We start from the raw sequence: 18,501 nt of genomic DNA on the forward strand, positions 1-18,501 counted from the left end.
GGGCGGGCCCGGGGTACGCGTTCCCCCCCCCCCCCCCCCCCGCGGGCCCCCCGGGCCCCCCCCCCCCCCCCCCCGGCCAGCCCGTTCACCCCTGCCACTTGCCGCCTTCTACGATCACACTCTCGGGCTTGGTGTCGTCGCTCAGCTCCTTGCGTACATATTGGTCATAGAGTTTCAGCAGGAACTTCTCTTCGCCCAGCTTGGCCAGCTCGGCGTTCACCCAGTCGCGCAGTTCGGTGTTGCCCTTCTTCACCGCCGGCGCAATGGGCGCCTCATCGCCCAGCAACTCAGGCAATACACGGTAGCCCGGGTTTTGCTTGGCCCAGCTGAACAGGATCAGGTTGTCCTGGGCGTAGGCATCGCCACGGCCGGTGGCCAAGGCCTGGAGCGACTCGCTGTTCTTCTCGAACTTCAACAGCTTCCAGTCCGGATGATGCGTTGTCAGCCAGATATCAGCTGTGGTGCCCGTGGTGACGATAATGGTCTTGTCGGCCAGGTCGTCGAGTTTCTGCACCGGGCTGCCATCGGCAACAATGGCTTGTACCGCCACCCGCAAGTTGGGGTTGGTGAAATCCACGGCCTCTTTACGTTCGGGGGTCACGGTCATGTTGGCAAGGATCAGGTCCACCTTGTCGCTCTGCAGGAAGGGGATACGGCTGGCCGGCTCCACGGCAACGAACTCGACCTTGTTCTCGTCACCCAGCAGGTCCTTGGCCAGGCGACGGCCAATGTCGGTATCGAAGCCAACGTAGCGGCCCTTTTCGTCAACGAAACCAAACGGCGGCTTGTCGGTGAATACCCCGACGATCAGCTTGTCCCTGGCCTTGATGGTTTCCAGGTAACTGGTAGCCGGTGATGCCACACCGGGTTTGGGCGGCTCGTCGGCCTTGTTGCAGCCGGCGAGCAGGGCAAGGCCCAGGACGGGTGCGAGCAGTTTGGTGAAATGGGCAATTCTCATGACAGTTCCTTGTGCAATGTTTTCGGCAGGGTTTCTACGAAGGAGAATTTCTCCAGGAACTGCTGCGCGCGTGCGGTTTGCGGTTGAGTGAAGAAGCTCTCGGGGTCGCCCTGTTCAAGGATCCTGCCGGCCTCCATGAACACGATGCGGTCGGCCACCGCGCGAGCGAAGGCCATTTCGTGGGTAACAATCAGCAAGGTCATGCCGTCACGGGCCAGGCCCTGGATCACCTGCAGCACTTCCTTGACCATTTCCGGGTCGAGCGCTGCGGTGACCTCGTCGAACAGCATCACTTCGGGGTTCATGCACAGCGAGCGCACGATCGCGATGCGCTGCTGCTGGCCACCAGACAACTGCCGTGGAAAGGCGTCGCGCTTGTCCAGCAGGCCGACACGCGCCAGCAATGCCTCGGCCTGGGCCTGGGCCTCACCGCGTTCACGCCTCTGCACCTTCAACGGGCCCAGCAGCAGGTTATCCAGCACGCTCATGTGGCCAAACAGGTGGTAGCTCTGGAACACCATGCCGACACGCTGGCGAACCGCGCGCCAGTCCGTACCGGGCGCCAACAGCGCCTGCCCGGCAAGGCGCAACTGGCCGCCGTGGGCCTGCTCCAGGCCGTTGAGGCAACGCAGCAGCGTGCTCTTGCCGCAACCGCTGGGGCCGAGGATGACCACGACTTCCCCGGCGGCCACTTTCAGGTCGACGTTTTCGAGCACCTGGTGCTCACCGAAATACTTGTTGAAACCCTGAAATTCGATCAATGCGTTCATGAGTGGGCCCAGCGCCGTTCCAGCACGCGTGAAGCGGCCGACAGTGGATAACAGACGATGAAAAAGAACAGAAACAGCGCCCCATAGATGAGCACCGACTCGTAGGTGCGCTCGATGATCTGCTGGCCCGCCTTGATCACTTCGACCACGCCGATCAACACCGCCAGCGAACTGGTCTTGATGATCCGCGTGTAGAGATTGATGGTGGGCGGGGTCATGCGCTTGAGCGCCTGCGGCAGCAGCACGTAGCCATAGAGCTGCCACCCCGCCAGGCCGATCGACAGGCCCGCTTCACGCTGACCGCGTGGCAGTGAGCGCAGCGCGCCGCGTACCACCTCGCCGACTTCACTGGCACCCCACAGGCCCAGTACCAGTACGGCGCACCAGAAGCTGGGAATGCTGATGGAAAAAAAGATCGGCAAGCCGAAGAACACCAGGTACAGCCATACCAGTACCGGGATGGCGCGAAACAGCTCCAGGTACACCTGCAGCGCGATATCCAGCACACGGCTGCCCAGGGTTGCCAGTACGCCGTACAGCACACCCCCCAACGTCGCGAATACAATGCCCAGCGCAGAAATAGCCAAGGTTTGCGCGGCGCCGCCTGCCAGCTGCGGCAGCGCCTGGATCAACAGCTCAATTGCCGAACTGGCCATCTTGCAGCCTCCGTTCCACGTGACGCAGCAGCAATGAAAGGGGCAGGAACAGCAACACGCAGAGCAGGGTCAGCACCGTGAGCATTTCGTAGGTCTTGTAGTACAGGGCAATGTAGTTCTTGGTGGTGTAGAGGATCTCTGGCACCGCCACCGCCGATACCACTGTGGTTTCCTTCAACAGGAAGATGAAATTTGCGAACAGTGCCGGCAGGCTGAGGATGCCAGCTTGGGGCAGTACCACGTGGCGCAGCAACTGCCCTTCAGACAGCCCGATGGAGCGCCCGGACTCAAGCTGCGCCTTGGGGACGGCTTCGACACCGGCTCTGAGCACCTCGGTCAAGTAGGCGCCGCCCATGAAGGTCATGGTGATGATCGCGGCTGCAAACCCGGAAACCTTCACACCCAAGCTTGGCAGGGCGAAGTAGATGAAGAACAGCTGGATCAGCAGCGGTGTATTGCGTGCCAGTTCCACATAGGCTTTCACCAGCCGCCACAGGTAGGGAACACGCAGGACCAGCAAGCTGGCGTTGATCAGGGCAACTAGCAGTGACGTGGCAATGGCGATCAGGCCGACCTGCAACGTCACCCCAACGGCCTTGAGAAAGGTGGGTAGTGTGCTGAGGATGAAGGCGGTGTCGAGGGTCATGGGAGCATGTCTACAGGGTGCGGGGCGGCACGACAGATAGACTCTAATGCTCTAAAAGACTTTAGATAAATACCTTTATGGAATATCCATAGTTTGCGTATGAAGGGGGGCCAAAGCGCCACCCGCAGCCCGCCCAATGCCCCAATAAATAAAAACGCCGACACATCAGTGTCGGCGTCAGGTCACACTACCAGCAGCAAACGCATCAGAACGCTGGCAGCACAGCACCCTGGTACTTCTTGGCGATGAAGGCCTTCACCTCGGGGCTGGTCAGGGCCTTGGCCAGTTTCTGCATGGCGTCGCTGTTCTTGTTGTCCGGGCGGGCTACCAGGAAGTTCACGTAAGGCGAGTCGCTGCCTTCGATCACCAGCGCATCCTTGGCCGGGTTCAGGCCGGCTTCAAGGGCGTAGTTGGTGTTGATCATGTCCAGATCCACTTGGTCCAGTACGCGGGGCAGCATGGCCGACTCAAGCTCGCGGAATTTCAACTTCTTGGGGTTCTCGGCGATGTCCTTTGGCGTTGCCAGGGCATTTTTCGGATCCTTAAGGGTAATCAGGCCAGCCTTCTGCAGCAGCAGCAGTGCACGGCCGCTGTTGCTGCCTTCATTGGGGATGGCAACCGTGGCACCTTCTGGCAGGTCGTTCAGGCTCTTGACCTTTTTCGAGTAGCCGCCGAAGGGCTCCACGTGTACGCCGATCACGGTTTCCAGGTGCGTGCCCTTGCCCTCGTTGAAGCTCTGCAGGTACGGCAGGGTCTGGAAGTAGTTGGCGTCCAGACGCTTCTGGTCCACCTGCACGTTAGGCTGCACGTAGTCGGTGAAGACCTTGATCTGCAGGTCCACCCCTTCCTTGGCCAAGGTCGGCTTGATCAGCTCCAGGATCTCGGCATGGGGTACGGGGGTTGCAGCAACCACCAGTTTTTCGGCGGCAGCGGCCAGGCCGGCGAACGACAGGGCGGCAGCCAGGGCGGTGGTCAGCAGGGTCTTCTTCATGGTGATCCTTGTTCTGAATGCGGGCCATCGGCGATGGCTGATATGTGTGCCTACCGACGATTCAGCGGGCGTGAGGCGGACAATACCTAGATTTTTTATGCCGGAACAATATCTTTTAATTAGCTGCTTATTCCAAAATCAAAATGCCACCTACCCATTTGCTTATTAGCGCCTGCTACCGCGCAGCGCTGGGCAAATCGAGGTCTTGAGGCAGGATCTCTTCCCCGTCGTTGACCAGCAAGGCGAAGTGGATGACGTTCTCCAGTTCACGGGTATTGCCCGTCCAGGGGTGGGCCTCGAGTAACTGCTGCGCCGCCTCGCTCACCAGCGGTACCGGCCGCTGCAGGCGAACGCTGTAGATCCCCACGAAATACTCGGCCAACGCCAGGATATCGCCGGGCCGCTCGCGCAAGGGTGGCAACTCCAGCGCACCTTCGCGCAAGTATTGATACAGGCGCTCATTGAACCGCCCGGCCTTGACCACCCGGGCCAGGTCGATGCTGGTAGCAGCCACCAGGCGGACATCCACCGGCTGCGGCTTCTGCGCGCCTACCCGCGTCACTTCACGGTTCTCCAAGGCTGCCAGCAGCTTGCCCTGTATGGTCAACGGCAGGTCAGCAATTTCGTCCAGGTACAGCGTGCCGCCGTTGGCCGAACCGAACCAACCGGCGCGGCTACTGGCCGTGCCCCCCTGGCTGCCGGCGCTGTAGCCGAACAGCTCGGCATCGGCGTAGGTCGCACTGATGGCGGCGCAGTTGACCGAGACGAACAGGCCGCTGCGGTCACTGGCGCGGTGGATCTGGCGGGCCAGCAGTTCCTTGCCCGAGCCTGTTTCACCCCGAATGAGCACCGGCAAAGGCAGTGGTGCCAGGCGTTCCAGGTCCTCACGCAGTTGCTGCGAGCGGGGGTCGATGAACACCAGGGCCTTGGCACGAATGCTCAGTGGGCTCTTGTCCAGTTCGGGAAAGGTCAGCAGCGGCTGGCCAAACGGGTTTTGAAACGTCATGACAAACTCCCACACCGGCCCTGCTGGGCCCGGCTTCACGCCGACAATAAACAAAAAGGCTGTCAGGCACGGCGCAGTGCGCGCTGCTCCACCCGGCTTTGCAGGCGGTACAGGTAAGCGAAACCGCCCTCCCAGCGCTCATGGCCTGACTTCACGTTGATGTGCCCGGCATTGCTCAGCAACCCCGCTTCGGCACCCCAGGCCTGAGCCAGCGACAGCGCCCGCGGTACGCTCACCGCCGGGTCGTTGTCGGAGCTGACGACCTGGCTTGGAAACGGCAGTGGCGCGCTTGGGATGGGCGCGAAGTTGCGCAGCGCCGCCGCGCAGGTTGGCCGCTCCACATCGGCCGGCGCCACCAGCAATGCCCCCCGTACCCGCCGTAGCAGGCCGGGGGTGGCTTGCGCGGCCCAGTGGGCAACCGTGATGCAGCCAAGGCTGTGGGCAATCAGGATAACGGGCGAGCGCTCGGCGGCAATCGCCTGCTCCAGCGCCTGCACCCAGTCCTGGCGCTGCGGGGTGAGCCAGTCGTGCTGCTCCACCCGCGCGCTGTTGGGCAGGGTGCGCTGCCAGTGACTCTGCCAATGGTTGTCTGGCGATCCTTGCCAGCCCGGCACAATCAGGTAACGAATTGACTCATTGCGCATGGGACGCCTCCGGGGGTGTTTGCGTGCTTGGAGACCAGTATAAGGTGGGGGTTATATTCGTAAAGGAATAAGAAGCTATTTGTTAATAACAAAACTGTAAACTGTGGGAGCGGGTTTGCCCGCGAAGCCTTTTATCCACAGCGGCGCAAAAAAAAGGGCCATCCCCTGCCAAGAGATATGGCCCATAAGCATTGCCTGAAGAGGTTGATGGCATCAGCGCGCAGTAATGACCGCCAATTTGCTGATGCCGGCACGTTCGATGGCGGCCATGGCGCGCGCCACCTCACCGTAGTTCACGCCGTCGTCGGCCTGCAGTTGCACACGCAGGTCAGCGTCCTTGGCCTTGGCGGCCTTGAGGCTGCCTTCCAGCGCGTCAGGCTGGATCTCGTCCTTGTTGATGAACAGCTTGCCGCTGCCATCGATGCTGACCACCAGCGGGTCCTTCTGCTCCACCGGGGCCACGGCCTCGGTCTTGGGCAGGTTGATGGGGATGGCATTGGTGAGCAGCGGTGCAGTGACGATGAACACCACCAGCAGCACCAGCATTACATCCACCAACGGCGTCACGTTGATTTCGCTGAGGACTTCGTCGCTGTCCTGGGTCGAGAACGCCATGTCAGGAGGCCTCCTTCACGGGCTGGGTAAAACCACCCTGAGGCTTGTGTACAGCAGGGTGTACCAATACGCGGAAGGCACTCTTCTGCGCCAGGCTGTAGAAATCGTGGGCGAAATCGTCCAGGTCAGCGGCTGTCAGCTTCAGGCGGCGCAGGAAATAGTTGTACACAAGCACCGCCGGAACGGCCACGGCGATGCCCACGCCGGTAGCGACCAGTGCAGCGCCTATGGGCCCGGCTACGGTTTCCAGGCTCGCAGAGCCCGCCGCACTGATGCCCTTGAGCGCCTCCATGATGCCCCACACGGTGCCAAACAGCCCGATGAAGGGCGAGGTACTGCCGATGCTCGCCACCACCGCCAGGCCGGTTTCCAGCGAGCGCCGCTCACGCACGATCTGCTGGCGCAGGGCCCGCTCCAGGCGGTCCTGGTGATTGATGGCGTGGCTCAGGTCACTGGCCTGGGCATCGCCCACCGCGATGGCAGCGTAGCCGGACTGCGCCACCCGTGCCGCAGGGCCTGGCAGCTCGTGGCTGAGTTCGGCAGCCGAGTCCAGGCTGGACGCCGCCCAGAATTGTTGATGGAAGCGTTTGTCCTGATTTTTCAGGCGCACGAACTGCAAGGTTTTCACCAGGGCCAGGCCCCAGGTAACGACGGAAAAGCCGACCAGCAGCCAGATGACGGCGCTTTCTACGGACTCGAGAGGGGATGCCAGCACGCTCATGGGATGTCTTCCTGTGTTCTGCAAAAGGGGGAGTTAGCGAAGCTTGAAGTCGATGGGCACACTGACCCAGCCGGTCTGGGCAACGTCACCCTGCTTGGCGGGAACGAAGCTCCAGCGCTTGACTGCAGCCAGGGCTGCGGCGTCCAGCGCATCACGGCCACTGCTTTTCTGGACCTGGATCTGCCCGGGCTTGCCGCTGGGCAGCACCTCTACACGCAACAGCACCGTGCCTTCCCAGCCACGCCGCTGGGCCATCTGCGGGTAGTCCGGTGCCGGGTTCTTCAGGTAAGCGGCGTTGGCCGAGGCCGGTGTAACCGGCGCGGGCGCAGGTGGCGCTGGTGTGGCCGGGGCCGGGGCCGCGACCGGAGCTGGTGGTGGAGCCTCCACCGGCTTGGGCTTGGGTGGCGGCTTGGGCGCCTGCTTGACCACGGGTTTGGGCACGGGCTTGGGTTTTGGCTTGGGCTTGGCAGCCAGCTCGTCAACCACCGGCGGCGGAGGTGGCGGCTCTACCACCGGCGGTGCAGGTGCAGGCGGCGGGGGCTCGACCACAGGCGGTGCGGGTGCCGCGAACTCGATGGTCATGGGCGGCACCTGTGGCGGCACCACAGGCAGCTCGGGTGTGGGTGCTTGGCTGATCCAGTAAGCAGCAGCGCCGTGCAAGGCCAGCACCAGCAGCCCCAAGGCCAGTTTGTCCCGCCGTTTGAGGCCGCTGACGGGTGAGCGTTGCAGGCGCAGTTGGCCAAGGGGAAGGCGCGCAGTGCGTCCAAGCTCGACCAGTTCGCCCGGTGCTGGACGCCATGGCAGGTCGTAGGCCCTGACGGCCGAGTGGGCATTACCCATTGATGAAACTCCTGGGGCTGGATTCAGGTGAGTGGCTGAATCATCGGGCCAGAGGTATATCTCTGAAAGTAATGTTTAAATTTATTGTTATAACTTTATTGAATATTTATTTGGTAGGGTTGCGCGGAGGGCCCGGTTTTACGGGGCTTTGCAGGCGGGGGTTGGAAATGATGCAGCGCAGGCATTAAAACTATTCGTCAACGGCATGGAAGATACCACTGTAGGAGCGACCGCCAGGTCGCGATGGGCTGCCGTAGGAGCGACCGCTAGGTCGCGATGGGCTGCATAGCAGCCCTAAGGGCATAACCCGTACGGGGCTGCTGCGCAGCCCATCGCGACCTGGCGGTCGCTCCTACAACACCCCATCGCGACCTGGCGGTCGCTCCTACGCGCTCCTACGCGTCTCTACAACGGCAGCTTCGGCCGGAAGAAAAGGGTTTCGCCACGGGCAAGATCGGTCAGGCTGTCGTGGTCCTTGACCACTTCGGCCTCAATCAGGTCGCTCTGCCCTTCCACCTTCAGGGTGACCCGCGTGGTAGCACCCAAGGGCCGGATGTCACGCACCTCGGCGGCCTGATGCCCTTCGGTTTCGTGCCGCGACAACGATACTTCGTGCGGGCGGAACAGCACATGGTGGCCCTCGCTCAATGCCAGGCGGTTCGAATCCCCGAGGAAGTGGTAGACGAAGTCGTTGGCCGGTTGCTCGTACACCTCACCTGGCGAGCCGATCTGCTCGATCACGCCCTTGTTCATCACCACAATGCGGTCAGCCACCTCCATGGCCTCCTCCTGGTCATGGGTGACAAACACCGACGTCAGGTTGATGTCCTCGTGCAGCCGTGCCAGCCAGCGGCGCAGCTCCTTGCGCACCTTGGCGTCCAACGCCCCGAACGGCTCATCCAGCAACAGTACCTTCGGCTCCACCGCCAATGCCCGCGCCAGAGCGATACGCTGGCGCTGGCCACCGGACAGCTGTTCCGGGTAGCGGTCGGCCAGCCAGTCCAACTGCACCATGTTCAGCAGTTCATGCACCTTCTCGGCGATGCGGCTTTCACTCGGGCGCTCGCCCTTGGGCTTCATGCGCAGCCCAAAGGCGACGTTGTCGAACACGCTCATGTGGCGGAACAGCGCGTAATGCTGGAAGACGAACCCCACGTTGCGGTCACGCACGTCGTGGCCGGACACATCCTCGCCATGGAACACGATGCTGCCCTGGTCCGGGGTTTCCAGGCCGGCGATGATGCGCAGCAAGGTGGTCTTGCCGCAGCCCGACGGGCCAAGCAGCGCGACCAGCTCGCCACTGTTGATATCCAGGTTGATGTTGTCCAGGGCCTGGAAGCTGTTGAAGCGCTTGCTGACGTTACGAACTTCGATCGACATGAATCATTCCTCCGCGGCGCTGTGGCGCAGGCGGTTAATACGGTTCTCGCTCCACTGCTTGAGCAGCAGGATGAAGAGCGCCAGGATCAGCAACAGGCTGGCCACGCTGAAGGCCGCCACGTGGTTGTATTCGTTGTAGAGGATCTCCACATGCAGCGGCAAGGTGTTGGTCACACCGCGGATATGGCCGGATACCACCGACACCGCGCCGAACTCGCCCATTGCCCGCGCGGTACACAGCACCACGCCGTAGATCAGGCCCCATTTGATGTTGGGCAGGGTCACGTGCCAGAACATCTGCCAGCCATTGGCCCCCAGCAAACGTGCGGCTTCCTCTTCCTGCGTGCCCTGTTCCTGCATCAGCGGGATCAGCTCACGGGCCACGAACGGCACGGTGACGAAGATGGTGGCCAGCACGATCCCCGGCAAGGCGAAGACGATCTGGATGTCGTGGTCCTGCAGCCACGGGCCGAGCAGGCCCTGGGCGCCGAACATCAGCACGTAGACCAGGCCGGCGATTACCGGCGATACCGAGAACGGCAGATCGATCAGGGTGACCAGGATGCTTTTGCCACGGAAGCTGTACTTGCTGACGCACCATGCCGCGCTGACGCCGAACACCAGGTTGAGCGGCACCGAGATCGCCACTGCAAGCAGGGTGAGCCGCAAGGCCGCCAGTGCGTCGGGTTCGAAGATGGCTTCGAAGAAGGTGCCGAAACCGTTCTTCAGCGCCTGCGATACCACAATCACCAGCGGCAGCAGCAGGAACAGCGCGAACACCAGCCAGCCGAGGCCGATGAGCACCCGGCGCGAGGTGGCGCTGCCGCGGCGGGCGGCATTGGCAGCGGCGGTTGCATTCAGGGATGAACTGGACATGCCGGCCTCCTTCAAGGGGTTTCGATGCGGCGCTGCAGCAGGTTGATCAGCAGCAGCAGGATGAAGGAAACCACCAGCATCAGCACGCCGATGGCAGTCGCGCCGGTGTAGTCGTACTGGTCGAGCTTGACCATGATCAGCAGTGGCAGAATCTCGGTTTTCATCGGCATGTTGCCGGCAATGAAGATGACCGAACCGTACTCACCCACACCACGGGCAAACGCCAGGGCAAAACCGGTGAGCCAGGCTGGCAGCAGTGCCGGCGCCAGCACATGGCGGAACACTTGCAGCGGCTTGGCACCCAGGCACGCAGCGGCTTCCTCCACCTCGCGCGGAATGTCGGCCAGCACCGGCTGCACCGTGCGCACCACAAACGGCAGGGTGACGAAGGTCAGCGCCAGAGTGATGCCCAGTGGGGTGTAGGCGATCTTGAAACCAAGGTCGGTGGCGAACTGGCCGACCCAACCGGCCGGCGCGTACAGGGCGGTCAGGGCGATACCGGCAACCGCGGTGGGCAGGGCGAACGGCAGGTCGATCATGGCGTCGATGATCTTGCGGCCGGGGAAGGTGTAGCGCACCAGAACCCAGGCCAGCAGGGTGCCGATCACGCCGTTGATGATGGCCGCGAACAGGGCAGTGCCGAAGCTCAGCTTCAACGCGGCGATCACTCGCGGCGCGCTGATGATGGTCCAGAACTGCTCCCAGGTGAGCTGGGCGGCATGCACGAACATGGCGGCCAGCGGTATCAGCACGATCAGGCTGAGGTACACCAAGGTGTACCCCAGCGTCAGCCCGAAGCCGGGTATGACGGGGGAAATGCGACGTGACATAAATATCCCTGGTTGAACGCACGAGGCCCGGCAGTCATGCCGGGCCGGTGCTGGCTTTCGATTCTGGGGCTGTCACACAGCCCCGCATCATCCTGGCCGCTTACTGTGCCTGATAGATCTGGTCGAACACACCGCCATCATTGAAGAACTTGGGTTGCGCAGTCTTCCAGCCACCGAAGTCCTTGTCGATCGTCACCAGGTCCAGTTTCGGGAACTGCTTGCCGAACTCGGCCGCGACTTTCTCATCACGCGGGCGGTAGAAGTTCTCGGCGGCGATCTTCTGCCCAGCCGGGCTGTACAGGTGTTTCAGGTACTCGGTGGCAATTTCCGTATTACCCTTTTTCTCGGCGTTCTTGTCCACCACCGCAACCGGTGGTTCAGCCAGGATCGACAGCGACGGCACCACGATGTCGAACTTGTCGGCGCCGCCGTCTTCCTTCAACGCCAGAAACGCTTCGTTTTCCCAGGCCAGCAGCACATCGCCCTGACCATTGTTGACGAAGGTGATGGTGGAGCCACGCGCCCCGGTATCCAGCACCGGCACGTGCTTGAACAGTTCCTGCACGTAGGCTTTGGCTTTCTCTTCGCTGCCACCGGTTTTCAGGCCATAGGCCCAGGCCGCCAGGAAGTTCCAGCGTGCGCCGCCGGAGGTCTTCGGGTTGGGCGTGATCACCGAGACGTCTTTCTTGATCAGGTCGCCCCAGTCCTTGATGCCCTTGGGGTTGCCCTTGCGCACCAGGAACACGATGGTGGACGTATAGGGGGTGCTGGCATCGGGCAAGCGCTTCTGCCAGTCCTCGGGCAGGGTCTTGCCCAGTTTCGCGATTTCGTCGATATCACCGGCCAGGGCCAGGGTTACCACGTCGGCACGCAACCCGTCGATCACCGCACGGCCCTGCTTGCCCGAGCCACCGTGGGACTGCTGGATTTTCACCTTGTCGTCCGGGTGGGACTGCTGCCAGTGCTTGATGAATTCGGCGTTGTACTGCTGGTACAGCTCACGGGTGGGGTCGTAGGACACGTTCAGCAGTTCGTAGTCCTTGGCGACGGCGGAACCGGCAAAAACAGCGCTGGCCAGGGCGGCGAGTGCATAGCGGCGGATGGACATGGTGAAGCTCCCGATTGGCATTTTTCTAGTTCTGAAGGGTAAGGCGGGTTCAGCTGGGCTTGTTGCCAGGCTGTTGCAGGCGGAATTTTTCCTTGCGTTCGATCTGCACCACCTGGGCGTTGTGCACGGTGATCTCCACCGCACCGAAACGCAGGTCGCGCAGGGCGCTCTGGATTTCCCGCAGGATGGTGGCTTCGTCCTGACCGTCGATACTGCGCAGCGATGCACTCATGCTCGTTCTCCTTGGAGTGAGGTGCCGGGCTGGGAGATGGGAAGGGGAATGCGCCTGGCTTGAGGGCAATAGTAGTGAGGCGGGGATATTCTTAAAAATACTGTTTAAGAATGTTTATATAACCAAAAATCTTAGGCCGCTTTTCAGGTGAGAAACCTGATCCCTGTGGGAACGGGCTGGCCCGCTCCCACAGGTTTTCATGTCAGGTTGGGCGCTGTGCTTGCGTAGTATTTTCAGGCTCGCGGATCTTGTACCACGCCACATACAGCGCCGGCAGGAACAACAGCGTCAGCAAGGTGGCGACGATGATGCCACCTATCATGGCGTAGGCCATCGGCCCCCAGAACACTTCCCGGGCAATCGGGATCATGCCCAGGCTCGCGGCGGCTGCCGTCAGCAGGATCGGCCTGCGACGGTGGTTGGTAGCCTCCACCACGGCGTCCCACGGCGAGAAGCCCTGCGCTTCGAACTCGTCGATCTGCGTCACCAGAATCACCGAGTTACGAATGATGATGCCTGCCAGCGCCAGGATGCCGAGAATCGCCACGAAGCCCATTGGCGTACCCGTGGGGACCAGCGCCAGCACCACGCCAATCAGCCCCAACGGTGCCACGCTGACCACCAGGAACAGCTTCTGCACGCTGTGCAGCTGAATCATCAGGAAGGTCGCCATCAGGAACAGCATCAGCGGAAGCACCTTGGCGATCGGGCCTTGCGCCTTGCCGCTCTCCTCTACCGTGCCGCCGGTGGCTACCTCGTAACCGGTCGGCAACTCGCTGGCGAATTTCTCGATATCGGGTTTCAGTTGCGCCACCAGGTCGGTCGGCTGGATATCGCCATTGACCGACGCCTTGAGGGTGATGGTGGGCTTGCGGTCACGGCGCCACACCAGCGGCTGCTCCAGCTCGTAGCGTACCGTGGCGAACGCCAGCAGCGGGATGGAGGTGCCGCTGGGGGTGAGGATCTGCAGGTTCTGCAAGGTGTCCGGCGAGCCACGCTCGCTGTCCACGGCACGGGCGACCACGTCGATCAGGTAGATATCGTCGTTGACCTGGGTGACCGGCACACCGGTGACGATGCTGTTCATCACGTTGGCCACGTCTTCCGAAGACAGCCCCAGCTGACGTGCCTTGTCCTGGGCGATCTCGATGCGCAGCACCTTACCAGGCTCGTTCCAGTCGTAGATCATCTCGCCAACATTGGGGTTCTTGTCCAGCAAGGTAGCCAGCTCGATGGCGTGCTTGCGCACCTGGTCGATGTCCTTGCCACTGACCCGGTACTGGATGGGGCGGCCAACAGGCGGGCCCATCTCCAGTGACTGCACGTTGGAACCAATGCCCACGAAGTCTTCACGCAGGCGCTTCTGCAAGCGGGCGATCAGCTCGCCGCGCTGCTCCAGGCCTTTGCTGACGATGACCAACTGGGCGTAGTACGGGTTCTGCAACTGTTGGTCCAGCGGCAGGTAGAAGCGCACCGCGCCCTCGCCGATATAGGTGCTCCAGTGGTCGATGTCTTCATCGTCCTTGAGCGTCGCTTCCAGGCGGTCGACCACCTTGCGCGTCTCTTCGATAGAGGCGTTCTGCGGCAGGTTGAGGTCGACCAGGATCTCCGGGCGGTCCGAGGCCGGGAAAAACTGGTTCTGCACATAACGCATGCAGAACACCGACAGCGCGAACAGCACCACCGTGCCGATGATGGTCAGCCAGCGGTGGCGCATGCTCCACAACAGGCCATGTTCGAAGGCGCGGCCCACCCTGCCCGGCTGGTTGTCGTGGGCCTTCATTTTCTTGGCATTGAGAATATGCACGCCGAGCACCGGTGCGAAGAACACGGCGACCACCCAGGACACTAGCAACGCCACGGCAATCACCGCAAACAGGGTGAAGGTGTATTCCCCTGCCGAACTGGCATTGAGGCCAATGGGCACGAAGCCTGCCACGGTCACCAAGGTGCCGGTGAGCATGGGGAATGCAGTGGAGGTGTAGGCGAACGTGGCCGCCTGCTCCTTGGTCTCGCCCATTTCCAGGCGCGTAACCATGACCTCCACGGTGATCATGGCATCGTCCACCAGCAACCCCAGCGCGATAATCAGCGCCCCCAGCGAGATGCGCTGCATGGTGATGCCGCTGTACTCCATGAACACGAACACCATGGCCAGCACCAGCGGTATCGAACACGCCACCACCAAACCGGCGCGCACGCCCAGGCTGACGAAGCTCACCGCCAGCACGATGATCACCGCCTCGAACAGCGCACTGGTAAAGCCGCCGACCGCCTTCTCGACCACCACCGCCTGGTTGGACACCGTGTGCACGTCAACGCCTACGGGCAGCTCATGGGTGATGCGCTGCATGGTCTCGTTGAGCGCTGTACCGAACACCTGGATGTTGCCGCCTGCCTTCATGCCGATGGCCAGGCCCAGTGCCGTTTGCCCGTTGTAGCGGAACATCGGTGACGGCGGGTTGCTGTAGCCGCGCTCCACATCGGCGATATCCGCCAGCCGGAAGAAGCGGTCGTTGATGCGCAGGTTGACGTTCTGCAGGTCTTTCTCAGAGGCAAACTGCCCGGTGGTGCGCACCGATATGCGCTCTGGCCCGGCCTCGATCACCCCAGCCGGCGTTACCGTATTCTGCGCCTGTAACGCCTGCATCACCTGGCGCTGATCGATACCCAGCGCGGCCAGCTTGCGCGTGGAGAAATTCAGGTACAGCACCTCGTCCTGAATGCCGACCATCTCGATCTTGCCGATGTTGGGCACTTCCCGCACTTCGGCCCGCGCCCGCTCCACGTAGTCGCGAAGCTGGCGCAAGCTGAGCCCGTCGGCGGTAAAGGCGTAGATCGAGCCGAACACGTCGCCGAACTCGTCGTTGAAGCCAGGCCCCTGGATGCCGTCGGGGAAGTCACCGCGGATGTCCTGGATCTTCTTGCGCACCTGGTACCAGATCTGCGGAATGTCGCCGGCCTTGGTGGTGTCGCGCAGGTAGACGAATACCGTCGACTCCCCGGGGCGCGTGTAGCTTTTGGTGTAGTCGAGCGAGTCCAGTTCCTCGAGCTTTTTCTCGATGCGGTCGGTGACCTGCAACAGGGTCTCGTCCTGGGTAGCGCCTGGCCAGCGGGTCTGGATGACCATGGTCTTGATGGTGAAGGACGGGTCCTCCTCACGGCCCAGGTTGAAGTACGAGAAGATGCCCATCAGCAGGCCAACGAACATCAGGTACCAGACGAACGACTGATGCTTGAGCGCCCACTCGGACAGGTTGAAGCTTCCTTTCATTGCGCGTCCTCGTCGAAGGCGACTTTCTGGCCAGGCTTGAGGCTGTTGACGCCGGCGATCACCACTCGCTCGGCAGGCTGCACGCCGGCGGACACGACAATGCTGTCGCGGGTGCGTTCGATCAGGGTCACATCGCGCAGGGCAACGGTTTTTTGCTGCGGGTCGATGACCCACACCTGGGTTTTGCCCTCGCGCTCCAGCAATGCGGTGGCGGGCAGTTCGCTGCGGGGGGTGACCTGCGAGCTCAGGGTGACGCTGATGGCCGTGCCCAGGTGAAACGCCGCAGGGGTACTGGCCAGGGTCAGCCGCGCACGGCGGGTACGGGTGGTGGCATCGGCCCTGGGTTCCAGCTCGCGCAAGGTGGCTGTGGTACTGAGCGCAGGGTCAAGCTGCGAGGCGACGATGAAGGTCAAGTCGGGGGTCAACTGCTCGGCAACGCCGATTGGCAAATCGATCACGGCTTCCTTCACATCGGGCCGGGCCAATGTGACCACGGCCTGGCCGGCAGTAACGGTTTGCCCCGCTTCGGCCTGCCAACCGGTGATAACGGCGCCGTGATCACTGCGCAGGGTACTGTAGCCCAGCTGGTCACGGGCCTGGTTGACCGAGGAACGGGCCTGTTCCAGCGACGCACCGGCGGTTTTCAGGTTGGTCTGCGCAATGTCCAGCTGCGCCTGGGCCCCTACGCCCCGGTCGTACAGCTGCTGCTGACGGCGGGCATCGGCCTGGGCGTTTATCCACTGCGCCTGAACGCGGGCCAGGTCACCCTCGGCTGCGCGCAGTTGGTTCTGCTGGTCGGTCGGGTCCAGGGTGGCCAGGGTGTCGCCAGGCCTGACCTGTGCGCCTACATCCAGCCACCTGCGGGCGATACGGCCGCCGACACGAAAGCCCAGGGTGCTCTCATAACGCGCCTCGATCACCCCGGCGAACCGGCCCAGCAAGGCTTCCACCTGGGGCTGCACCACCACGGACAGTACCGGGCGGACCGGGTCGGCGGGCGGCTCATCTTCACTGCAACCGGCCAGCAGCAGGCCTGTACACATCACCCACAGCAGCGGTTTCATAGCGGGCTCTCCGCAGCATCGGCTGCCACCTTTTCCACCTGCATCCCAGGGTGCAGCAACTGCCCACCGGTAACCACCACGGTTTCGCCGCTTTCAAGGCCCTTGCCGATCACCACCTTGCCGGTGAGATAGCGGCTGACTTCCACTTCACGCAACTGCACCTTGTCGCCCTCGCCTACCACCCATACCGCTGGCTGCTTGATGCCTTTGGTCAAGGCCGACCAAGGCAACTCCACGCTGGACGTGCCCCGGCCCTGGGTGCTGACCGTCACCGGTGCCCCCAACTGCATGGCCGCCGGCACATCCTTCAGCCCGACCTTCACCTGCACTGTGCCGCTCTGTGCAGAAACGGTCGGCGTGATCTCACGCACGGCGCCCCGGGCCTGCACCTTGGGGTCGTCCAGCAGGCTTACCACCACGCTGGCATCGCTCGGCTGGGCTGCCAGCAGGGATTCGTAGACGTTGAACACGGCATCGCGGTCGCCGTCACGGGCCAGGCCGAAAATCGGCATGGTCGCCTGCACCACCTGCCCGACTTCAGCCTGGCGCTCGGTGATTACACCGTCCGCTTCAGACACCAGCGCGGTGTAGCTCAACTGCTCGTTGGCATTGGCCAGCTGTGCCTGGGCGGCCTTGAGGGCGCTCTGGTTGCTGCGCAGCGCGGCCTCTGCGGCGTCGTATTCGCTCTGGCTGGTATAGCCCTTGGGCAGGAGTTTCTGTTGGCGCACAAAAGCCGCCTGCGTCTGGGTGACCCGCGCCTGGGCAGCAAACACCTCGGCCTTGGCAGAGGTGACGTTGTTCTGCAGGTCTTTAGGGTCCAACCGCGCCAATACCTGGTTGGCTTTGACATGGTCCCCCACATCCACGCTGCGCGAAATGATCTTGCCACCCACGCGGAACGACAGGTCCGTCTGCACGCGCGCCTGTACATCGCCGGTCAGGGTGACCCGAGCAGCGAAGTCGGCAGGCTGCACCTGCTGCACGCCTACCAGGGGCAGCGTTGGCGGCAGTTCTTCCTGGCTACAGCCGGCAACCGCACACAGCAGCCCCAGGCCCACAACCGATAGCGCACGCGTCAACGTCATGCAGGCTCCTTTCTTGCGCGCAAAAGATTCTTGGCATGCGACTGTTAGCGTAGGTCAGGGTTCGATAAAGATCATCGACATGTGGCTTGCCCCGTGTCTGGCCATATTCAGAAACCCTCTCCTTCGCGGCGGCTCCTGGCCTGCACTAACTTGAACAGTGAACCACCCTGCAAGGAGGGAAAGATTGCCCAGGGCCAACTCCCAGCTGCTTCGTCGTGGCCGTTTCTCAGAACCTGGCAGGCTGTATCTGCTGACCACGGTCACCCACGGGCGTGAGCCCCTCTTTCACAATTTCGCTCATGCGAGGCTGGTCATCCAACATATGTACCAGTCGGACAAGGAGCAAAGCTGTCGTTCCCTCGCCTGGGTGTTGATGCCAGACCACTTGCATTGGCTCATACAATTGGAGAACGCAACGCTAGGTACATTGATGCGCAGGTTCAAATCCAGGTCCAGTCGCGCATTACACCAGGCAGGGCTTGAGCATGATCCAGTGTGGCAACCTGGGTATCAGGATCGAGCTCTGCGACGGGAGGAAAGCATCGTGCATGTGGCCCGGTACATCGTCGCCAACCCCTTGCGGGCTGGCTTGGTAAGGCGTGTCGGGGACTATCCACACTGGGATGCGGTATGGCTCTGAGTCATGACTTCAGGCATTCGAGGGTAAGCCCGCTCCCACAGAGGCACCCACACTGCTAGTCAGAAAAAATGCGTAATCCTTGTGGGTGAAACTCTCTTCCACAAGATCTCAAAACTGGCGCAATCACTGTGGGAGCGGGTTTACCCGCGAACACCGGCGAAGCCG

The 18,501-nt window shown here is 62.3% G+C and carries 19 protein-coding genes; 1 reads left to right on the plus strand and 18 read right to left on the minus strand.

The features are described 5' to 3' along the window. Positions 1-85: 85 nt before the first annotated feature. From IAE36_RS22425 to IAE36_RS22510, 18 genes are all read right to left on the minus strand, one after another. Complete coding sequence (locus tag IAE36_RS22425; RefSeq protein ID WP_201214844.1) at positions 86-958, minus strand: transporter substrate-binding domain-containing protein; 873 nt, start codon at positions 956-958, stop codon at positions 86-88. Further along, positions 955-1,728, minus strand: coding sequence for an amino acid ABC transporter ATP-binding protein (locus IAE36_RS22430; protein WP_201214845.1), 774 nt, complete (start codon positions 1,726-1,728; stop codon positions 955-957). The genes IAE36_RS22425 and IAE36_RS22430 overlap by 4 nt, the downstream gene beginning before the upstream one ends. Further along, complete coding sequence (locus IAE36_RS22435) at positions 1,725-2,384, minus strand: amino acid ABC transporter permease (protein WP_201214846.1); 660 nt, start codon at positions 2,382-2,384, stop codon at positions 1,725-1,727. Before IAE36_RS22435 ends, IAE36_RS22430 begins: the two co-directional genes overlap by 4 nt. Next, positions 2,365-3,030: an amino acid ABC transporter permease gene (locus IAE36_RS22440; protein WP_201165474.1), complete on the minus strand. Its 666-nt coding sequence runs from the start codon at positions 3,028-3,030 to the stop codon at positions 2,365-2,367. Before IAE36_RS22440 ends, IAE36_RS22435 begins: the two co-directional genes overlap by 20 nt. A gap of 205 nt (positions 3,031-3,235) precedes the next feature. Further along, positions 3,236-4,021, minus strand: coding sequence for a MetQ/NlpA family ABC transporter substrate-binding protein (locus IAE36_RS22445; RefSeq protein ID WP_028632104.1), 786 nt, complete (start codon positions 4,019-4,021; stop codon positions 3,236-3,238). A gap of 175 nt (positions 4,022-4,196) precedes the next feature. Then, complete coding sequence (locus tag IAE36_RS22450) at positions 4,197-5,027, minus strand: sigma 54-interacting transcriptional regulator (protein ID WP_060480852.1); 831 nt, start codon at positions 5,025-5,027, stop codon at positions 4,197-4,199. Positions 5,028-5,089: 62 nt separating this feature from the next. Next, entirely contained in the window at positions 5,090-5,671 is a 582-nt protein-coding gene (locus IAE36_RS22455; protein WP_060480853.1) for an alpha/beta hydrolase, read from the minus strand. A 213-nt stretch (positions 5,672-5,884) separates the two neighbouring features. Beyond that, positions 5,885-6,286 carry an ExbD/TolR family protein gene (locus tag IAE36_RS22460; RefSeq protein WP_201214847.1) on the minus strand — a complete coding sequence of 134 codons (402 nt, stop codon included), beginning with the start codon at positions 6,284-6,286 and terminating at the stop codon, positions 5,885-5,887. Between the two features lies 1 nt (position 6,287). Then, the gene (locus tag IAE36_RS22465; protein ID WP_060480854.1) at positions 6,288-7,007 is read right to left on the minus strand and encodes a MotA/TolQ/ExbB proton channel family protein; all 720 of its coding nucleotides are present in this window, start codon (positions 7,005-7,007) and stop codon (positions 6,288-6,290) included. 33 nt (positions 7,008-7,040) lie between these two features. Further along, positions 7,041-7,847: an energy transducer TonB gene (locus IAE36_RS22470; RefSeq protein ID WP_201165480.1), complete on the minus strand. Its 807-nt coding sequence runs from the start codon at positions 7,845-7,847 to the stop codon at positions 7,041-7,043. Positions 7,848-8,252: 405 nt separating this feature from the next. Then, entirely contained in the window at positions 8,253-9,227 is a 975-nt protein-coding gene (locus tag IAE36_RS22475; protein WP_028632110.1) for a sulfate/molybdate ABC transporter ATP-binding protein, read from the minus strand. Positions 9,228-9,230: 3 nt separating this feature from the next. Then, a complete protein-coding gene (gene cysW, locus IAE36_RS22480) occupies positions 9,231-10,103 on the minus strand; it encodes a sulfate ABC transporter permease subunit CysW (protein ID WP_028632111.1) in 873 nt (290 codons plus the stop codon). 11 nt (positions 10,104-10,114) lie between these two features. Further along, positions 10,115-10,933 (minus strand): sulfate ABC transporter permease subunit CysT, encoded by an 819-nt coding sequence (cysT, locus tag IAE36_RS22485; protein ID WP_028632112.1) that lies wholly within the window; start codon positions 10,931-10,933, stop codon positions 10,115-10,117. A gap of 100 nt (positions 10,934-11,033) precedes the next feature. Next, positions 11,034-12,041 (minus strand): sulfate ABC transporter substrate-binding protein, encoded by a 1,008-nt coding sequence (locus IAE36_RS22490; RefSeq protein WP_028632113.1) that lies wholly within the window; start codon positions 12,039-12,041, stop codon positions 11,034-11,036. A 49-nt stretch (positions 12,042-12,090) separates the two neighbouring features. After that, positions 12,091-12,273: a sulfur starvation response protein OscA gene (gene oscA, locus IAE36_RS22495; RefSeq protein ID WP_012274726.1), complete on the minus strand. Its 183-nt coding sequence runs from the start codon at positions 12,271-12,273 to the stop codon at positions 12,091-12,093. A 202-nt stretch (positions 12,274-12,475) separates the two neighbouring features. Beyond that, a complete protein-coding gene (locus tag IAE36_RS22500; protein ID WP_201214849.1) occupies positions 12,476-15,547 on the minus strand; it encodes an efflux RND transporter permease subunit in 3,072 nt (1,023 codons plus the stop codon). Beyond that, complete coding sequence (locus IAE36_RS22505) at positions 15,544-16,611, minus strand: efflux RND transporter periplasmic adaptor subunit (RefSeq protein WP_201214851.1); 1,068 nt, start codon at positions 16,609-16,611, stop codon at positions 15,544-15,546. Before IAE36_RS22505 ends, IAE36_RS22500 begins: the two co-directional genes overlap by 4 nt. Next, on the minus strand, positions 16,608-17,696 hold the full coding sequence (locus IAE36_RS22510) for an efflux RND transporter periplasmic adaptor subunit (RefSeq protein ID WP_201214852.1): 1,089 nt from the start codon (positions 17,694-17,696) through the stop codon (positions 16,608-16,610). Before IAE36_RS22510 ends, IAE36_RS22505 begins: the two co-directional genes overlap by 4 nt. 184 nt (positions 17,697-17,880) lie before the next feature. On the opposite strand from IAE36_RS22510, the gene IAE36_RS22515 reads away from it, so the two are divergent. Next, a complete protein-coding gene (locus IAE36_RS22515) occupies positions 17,881-18,336 on the plus strand; it encodes an REP-associated tyrosine transposase (protein WP_201214854.1) in 456 nt (151 codons plus the stop codon). Positions 18,337-18,501: the final 165 nt, after the last annotated feature.

Source organism: Pseudomonas sp. S36 (assembly GCF_016647875.1).
GTDB classification, from domain to species: Bacteria; Pseudomonadota; Gammaproteobacteria; order Pseudomonadales; family Pseudomonadaceae; genus Aquipseudomonas; species Aquipseudomonas parafulva.

What these genes read in the sequence shown, in the direction of transcription:
- IAE36_RS22425 (WP_201214844.1), bottom strand. Translation starts at nt 958, where the DNA reads ATGAGAATTGCCCATTTCACCAAACTGCTCGCACCCGTCCTGGGCCTT.
- IAE36_RS22430 (WP_201214845.1), bottom strand. Translation starts at nt 1,728, where the DNA reads ATGAACGCATTGATCGAATTTCAGGGTTTCAACAAGTATTTCGGTGAG.
- IAE36_RS22435 (WP_201214846.1), bottom strand. Translation starts at nt 2,384, where the DNA reads ATGGCCAGTTCGGCAATTGAGCTGTTGATCCAGGCGCTGCCGCAGCTG.
- IAE36_RS22440 (WP_201165474.1), bottom strand. Translation starts at nt 3,030, where the DNA reads ATGACCCTCGACACCGCCTTCATCCTCAGCACACTACCCACCTTTCTC.
- IAE36_RS22445 (WP_028632104.1), bottom strand. Translation starts at nt 4,021, where the DNA reads ATGAAGAAGACCCTGCTGACCACCGCCCTGGCTGCCGCCCTGTCGTTC.
- IAE36_RS22450 (WP_060480852.1), bottom strand. Translation starts at nt 5,027, where the DNA reads ATGACGTTTCAAAACCCGTTTGGCCAGCCGCTGCTGACCTTTCCCGAA.
- IAE36_RS22455 (WP_060480853.1), bottom strand. Translation starts at nt 5,671, where the DNA reads ATGCGCAATGAGTCAATTCGTTACCTGATTGTGCCGGGCTGGCAAGGA.
- IAE36_RS22460 (WP_201214847.1), bottom strand. Translation starts at nt 6,286, where the DNA reads ATGGCGTTCTCGACCCAGGACAGCGACGAAGTCCTCAGCGAAATCAAC.
- IAE36_RS22465 (WP_060480854.1), bottom strand. Translation starts at nt 7,007, where the DNA reads ATGAGCGTGCTGGCATCCCCTCTCGAGTCCGTAGAAAGCGCCGTCATC.
- IAE36_RS22470 (WP_201165480.1), bottom strand. Translation starts at nt 7,847, where the DNA reads ATGGGTAATGCCCACTCGGCCGTCAGGGCCTACGACCTGCCATGGCGT.
- IAE36_RS22475 (WP_028632110.1), bottom strand. Translation starts at nt 9,227, where the DNA reads ATGTCGATCGAAGTTCGTAACGTCAGCAAGCGCTTCAACAGCTTCCAG.
- cysW (WP_028632111.1), bottom strand. Translation starts at nt 10,103, where the DNA reads ATGTCCAGTTCATCCCTGAATGCAACCGCCGCTGCCAATGCCGCCCGC.
- cysT (WP_028632112.1), bottom strand. Translation starts at nt 10,933, where the DNA reads ATGTCACGTCGCATTTCCCCCGTCATACCCGGCTTCGGGCTGACGCTG.
- IAE36_RS22490 (WP_028632113.1), bottom strand. Translation starts at nt 12,041, where the DNA reads ATGTCCATCCGCCGCTATGCACTCGCCGCCCTGGCCAGCGCTGTTTTT.
- oscA (WP_012274726.1), bottom strand. Translation starts at nt 12,273, where the DNA reads ATGAGTGCATCGCTGCGCAGTATCGACGGTCAGGACGAAGCCACCATC.
- IAE36_RS22500 (WP_201214849.1), bottom strand. Translation starts at nt 15,547, where the DNA reads ATGAAAGGAAGCTTCAACCTGTCCGAGTGGGCGCTCAAGCATCAGTCG.
- IAE36_RS22505 (WP_201214851.1), bottom strand. Translation starts at nt 16,611, where the DNA reads ATGAAACCGCTGCTGTGGGTGATGTGTACAGGCCTGCTGCTGGCCGGT.
- IAE36_RS22510 (WP_201214852.1), bottom strand. Translation starts at nt 17,696, where the DNA reads ATGACGTTGACGCGTGCGCTATCGGTTGTGGGCCTGGGGCTGCTGTGT.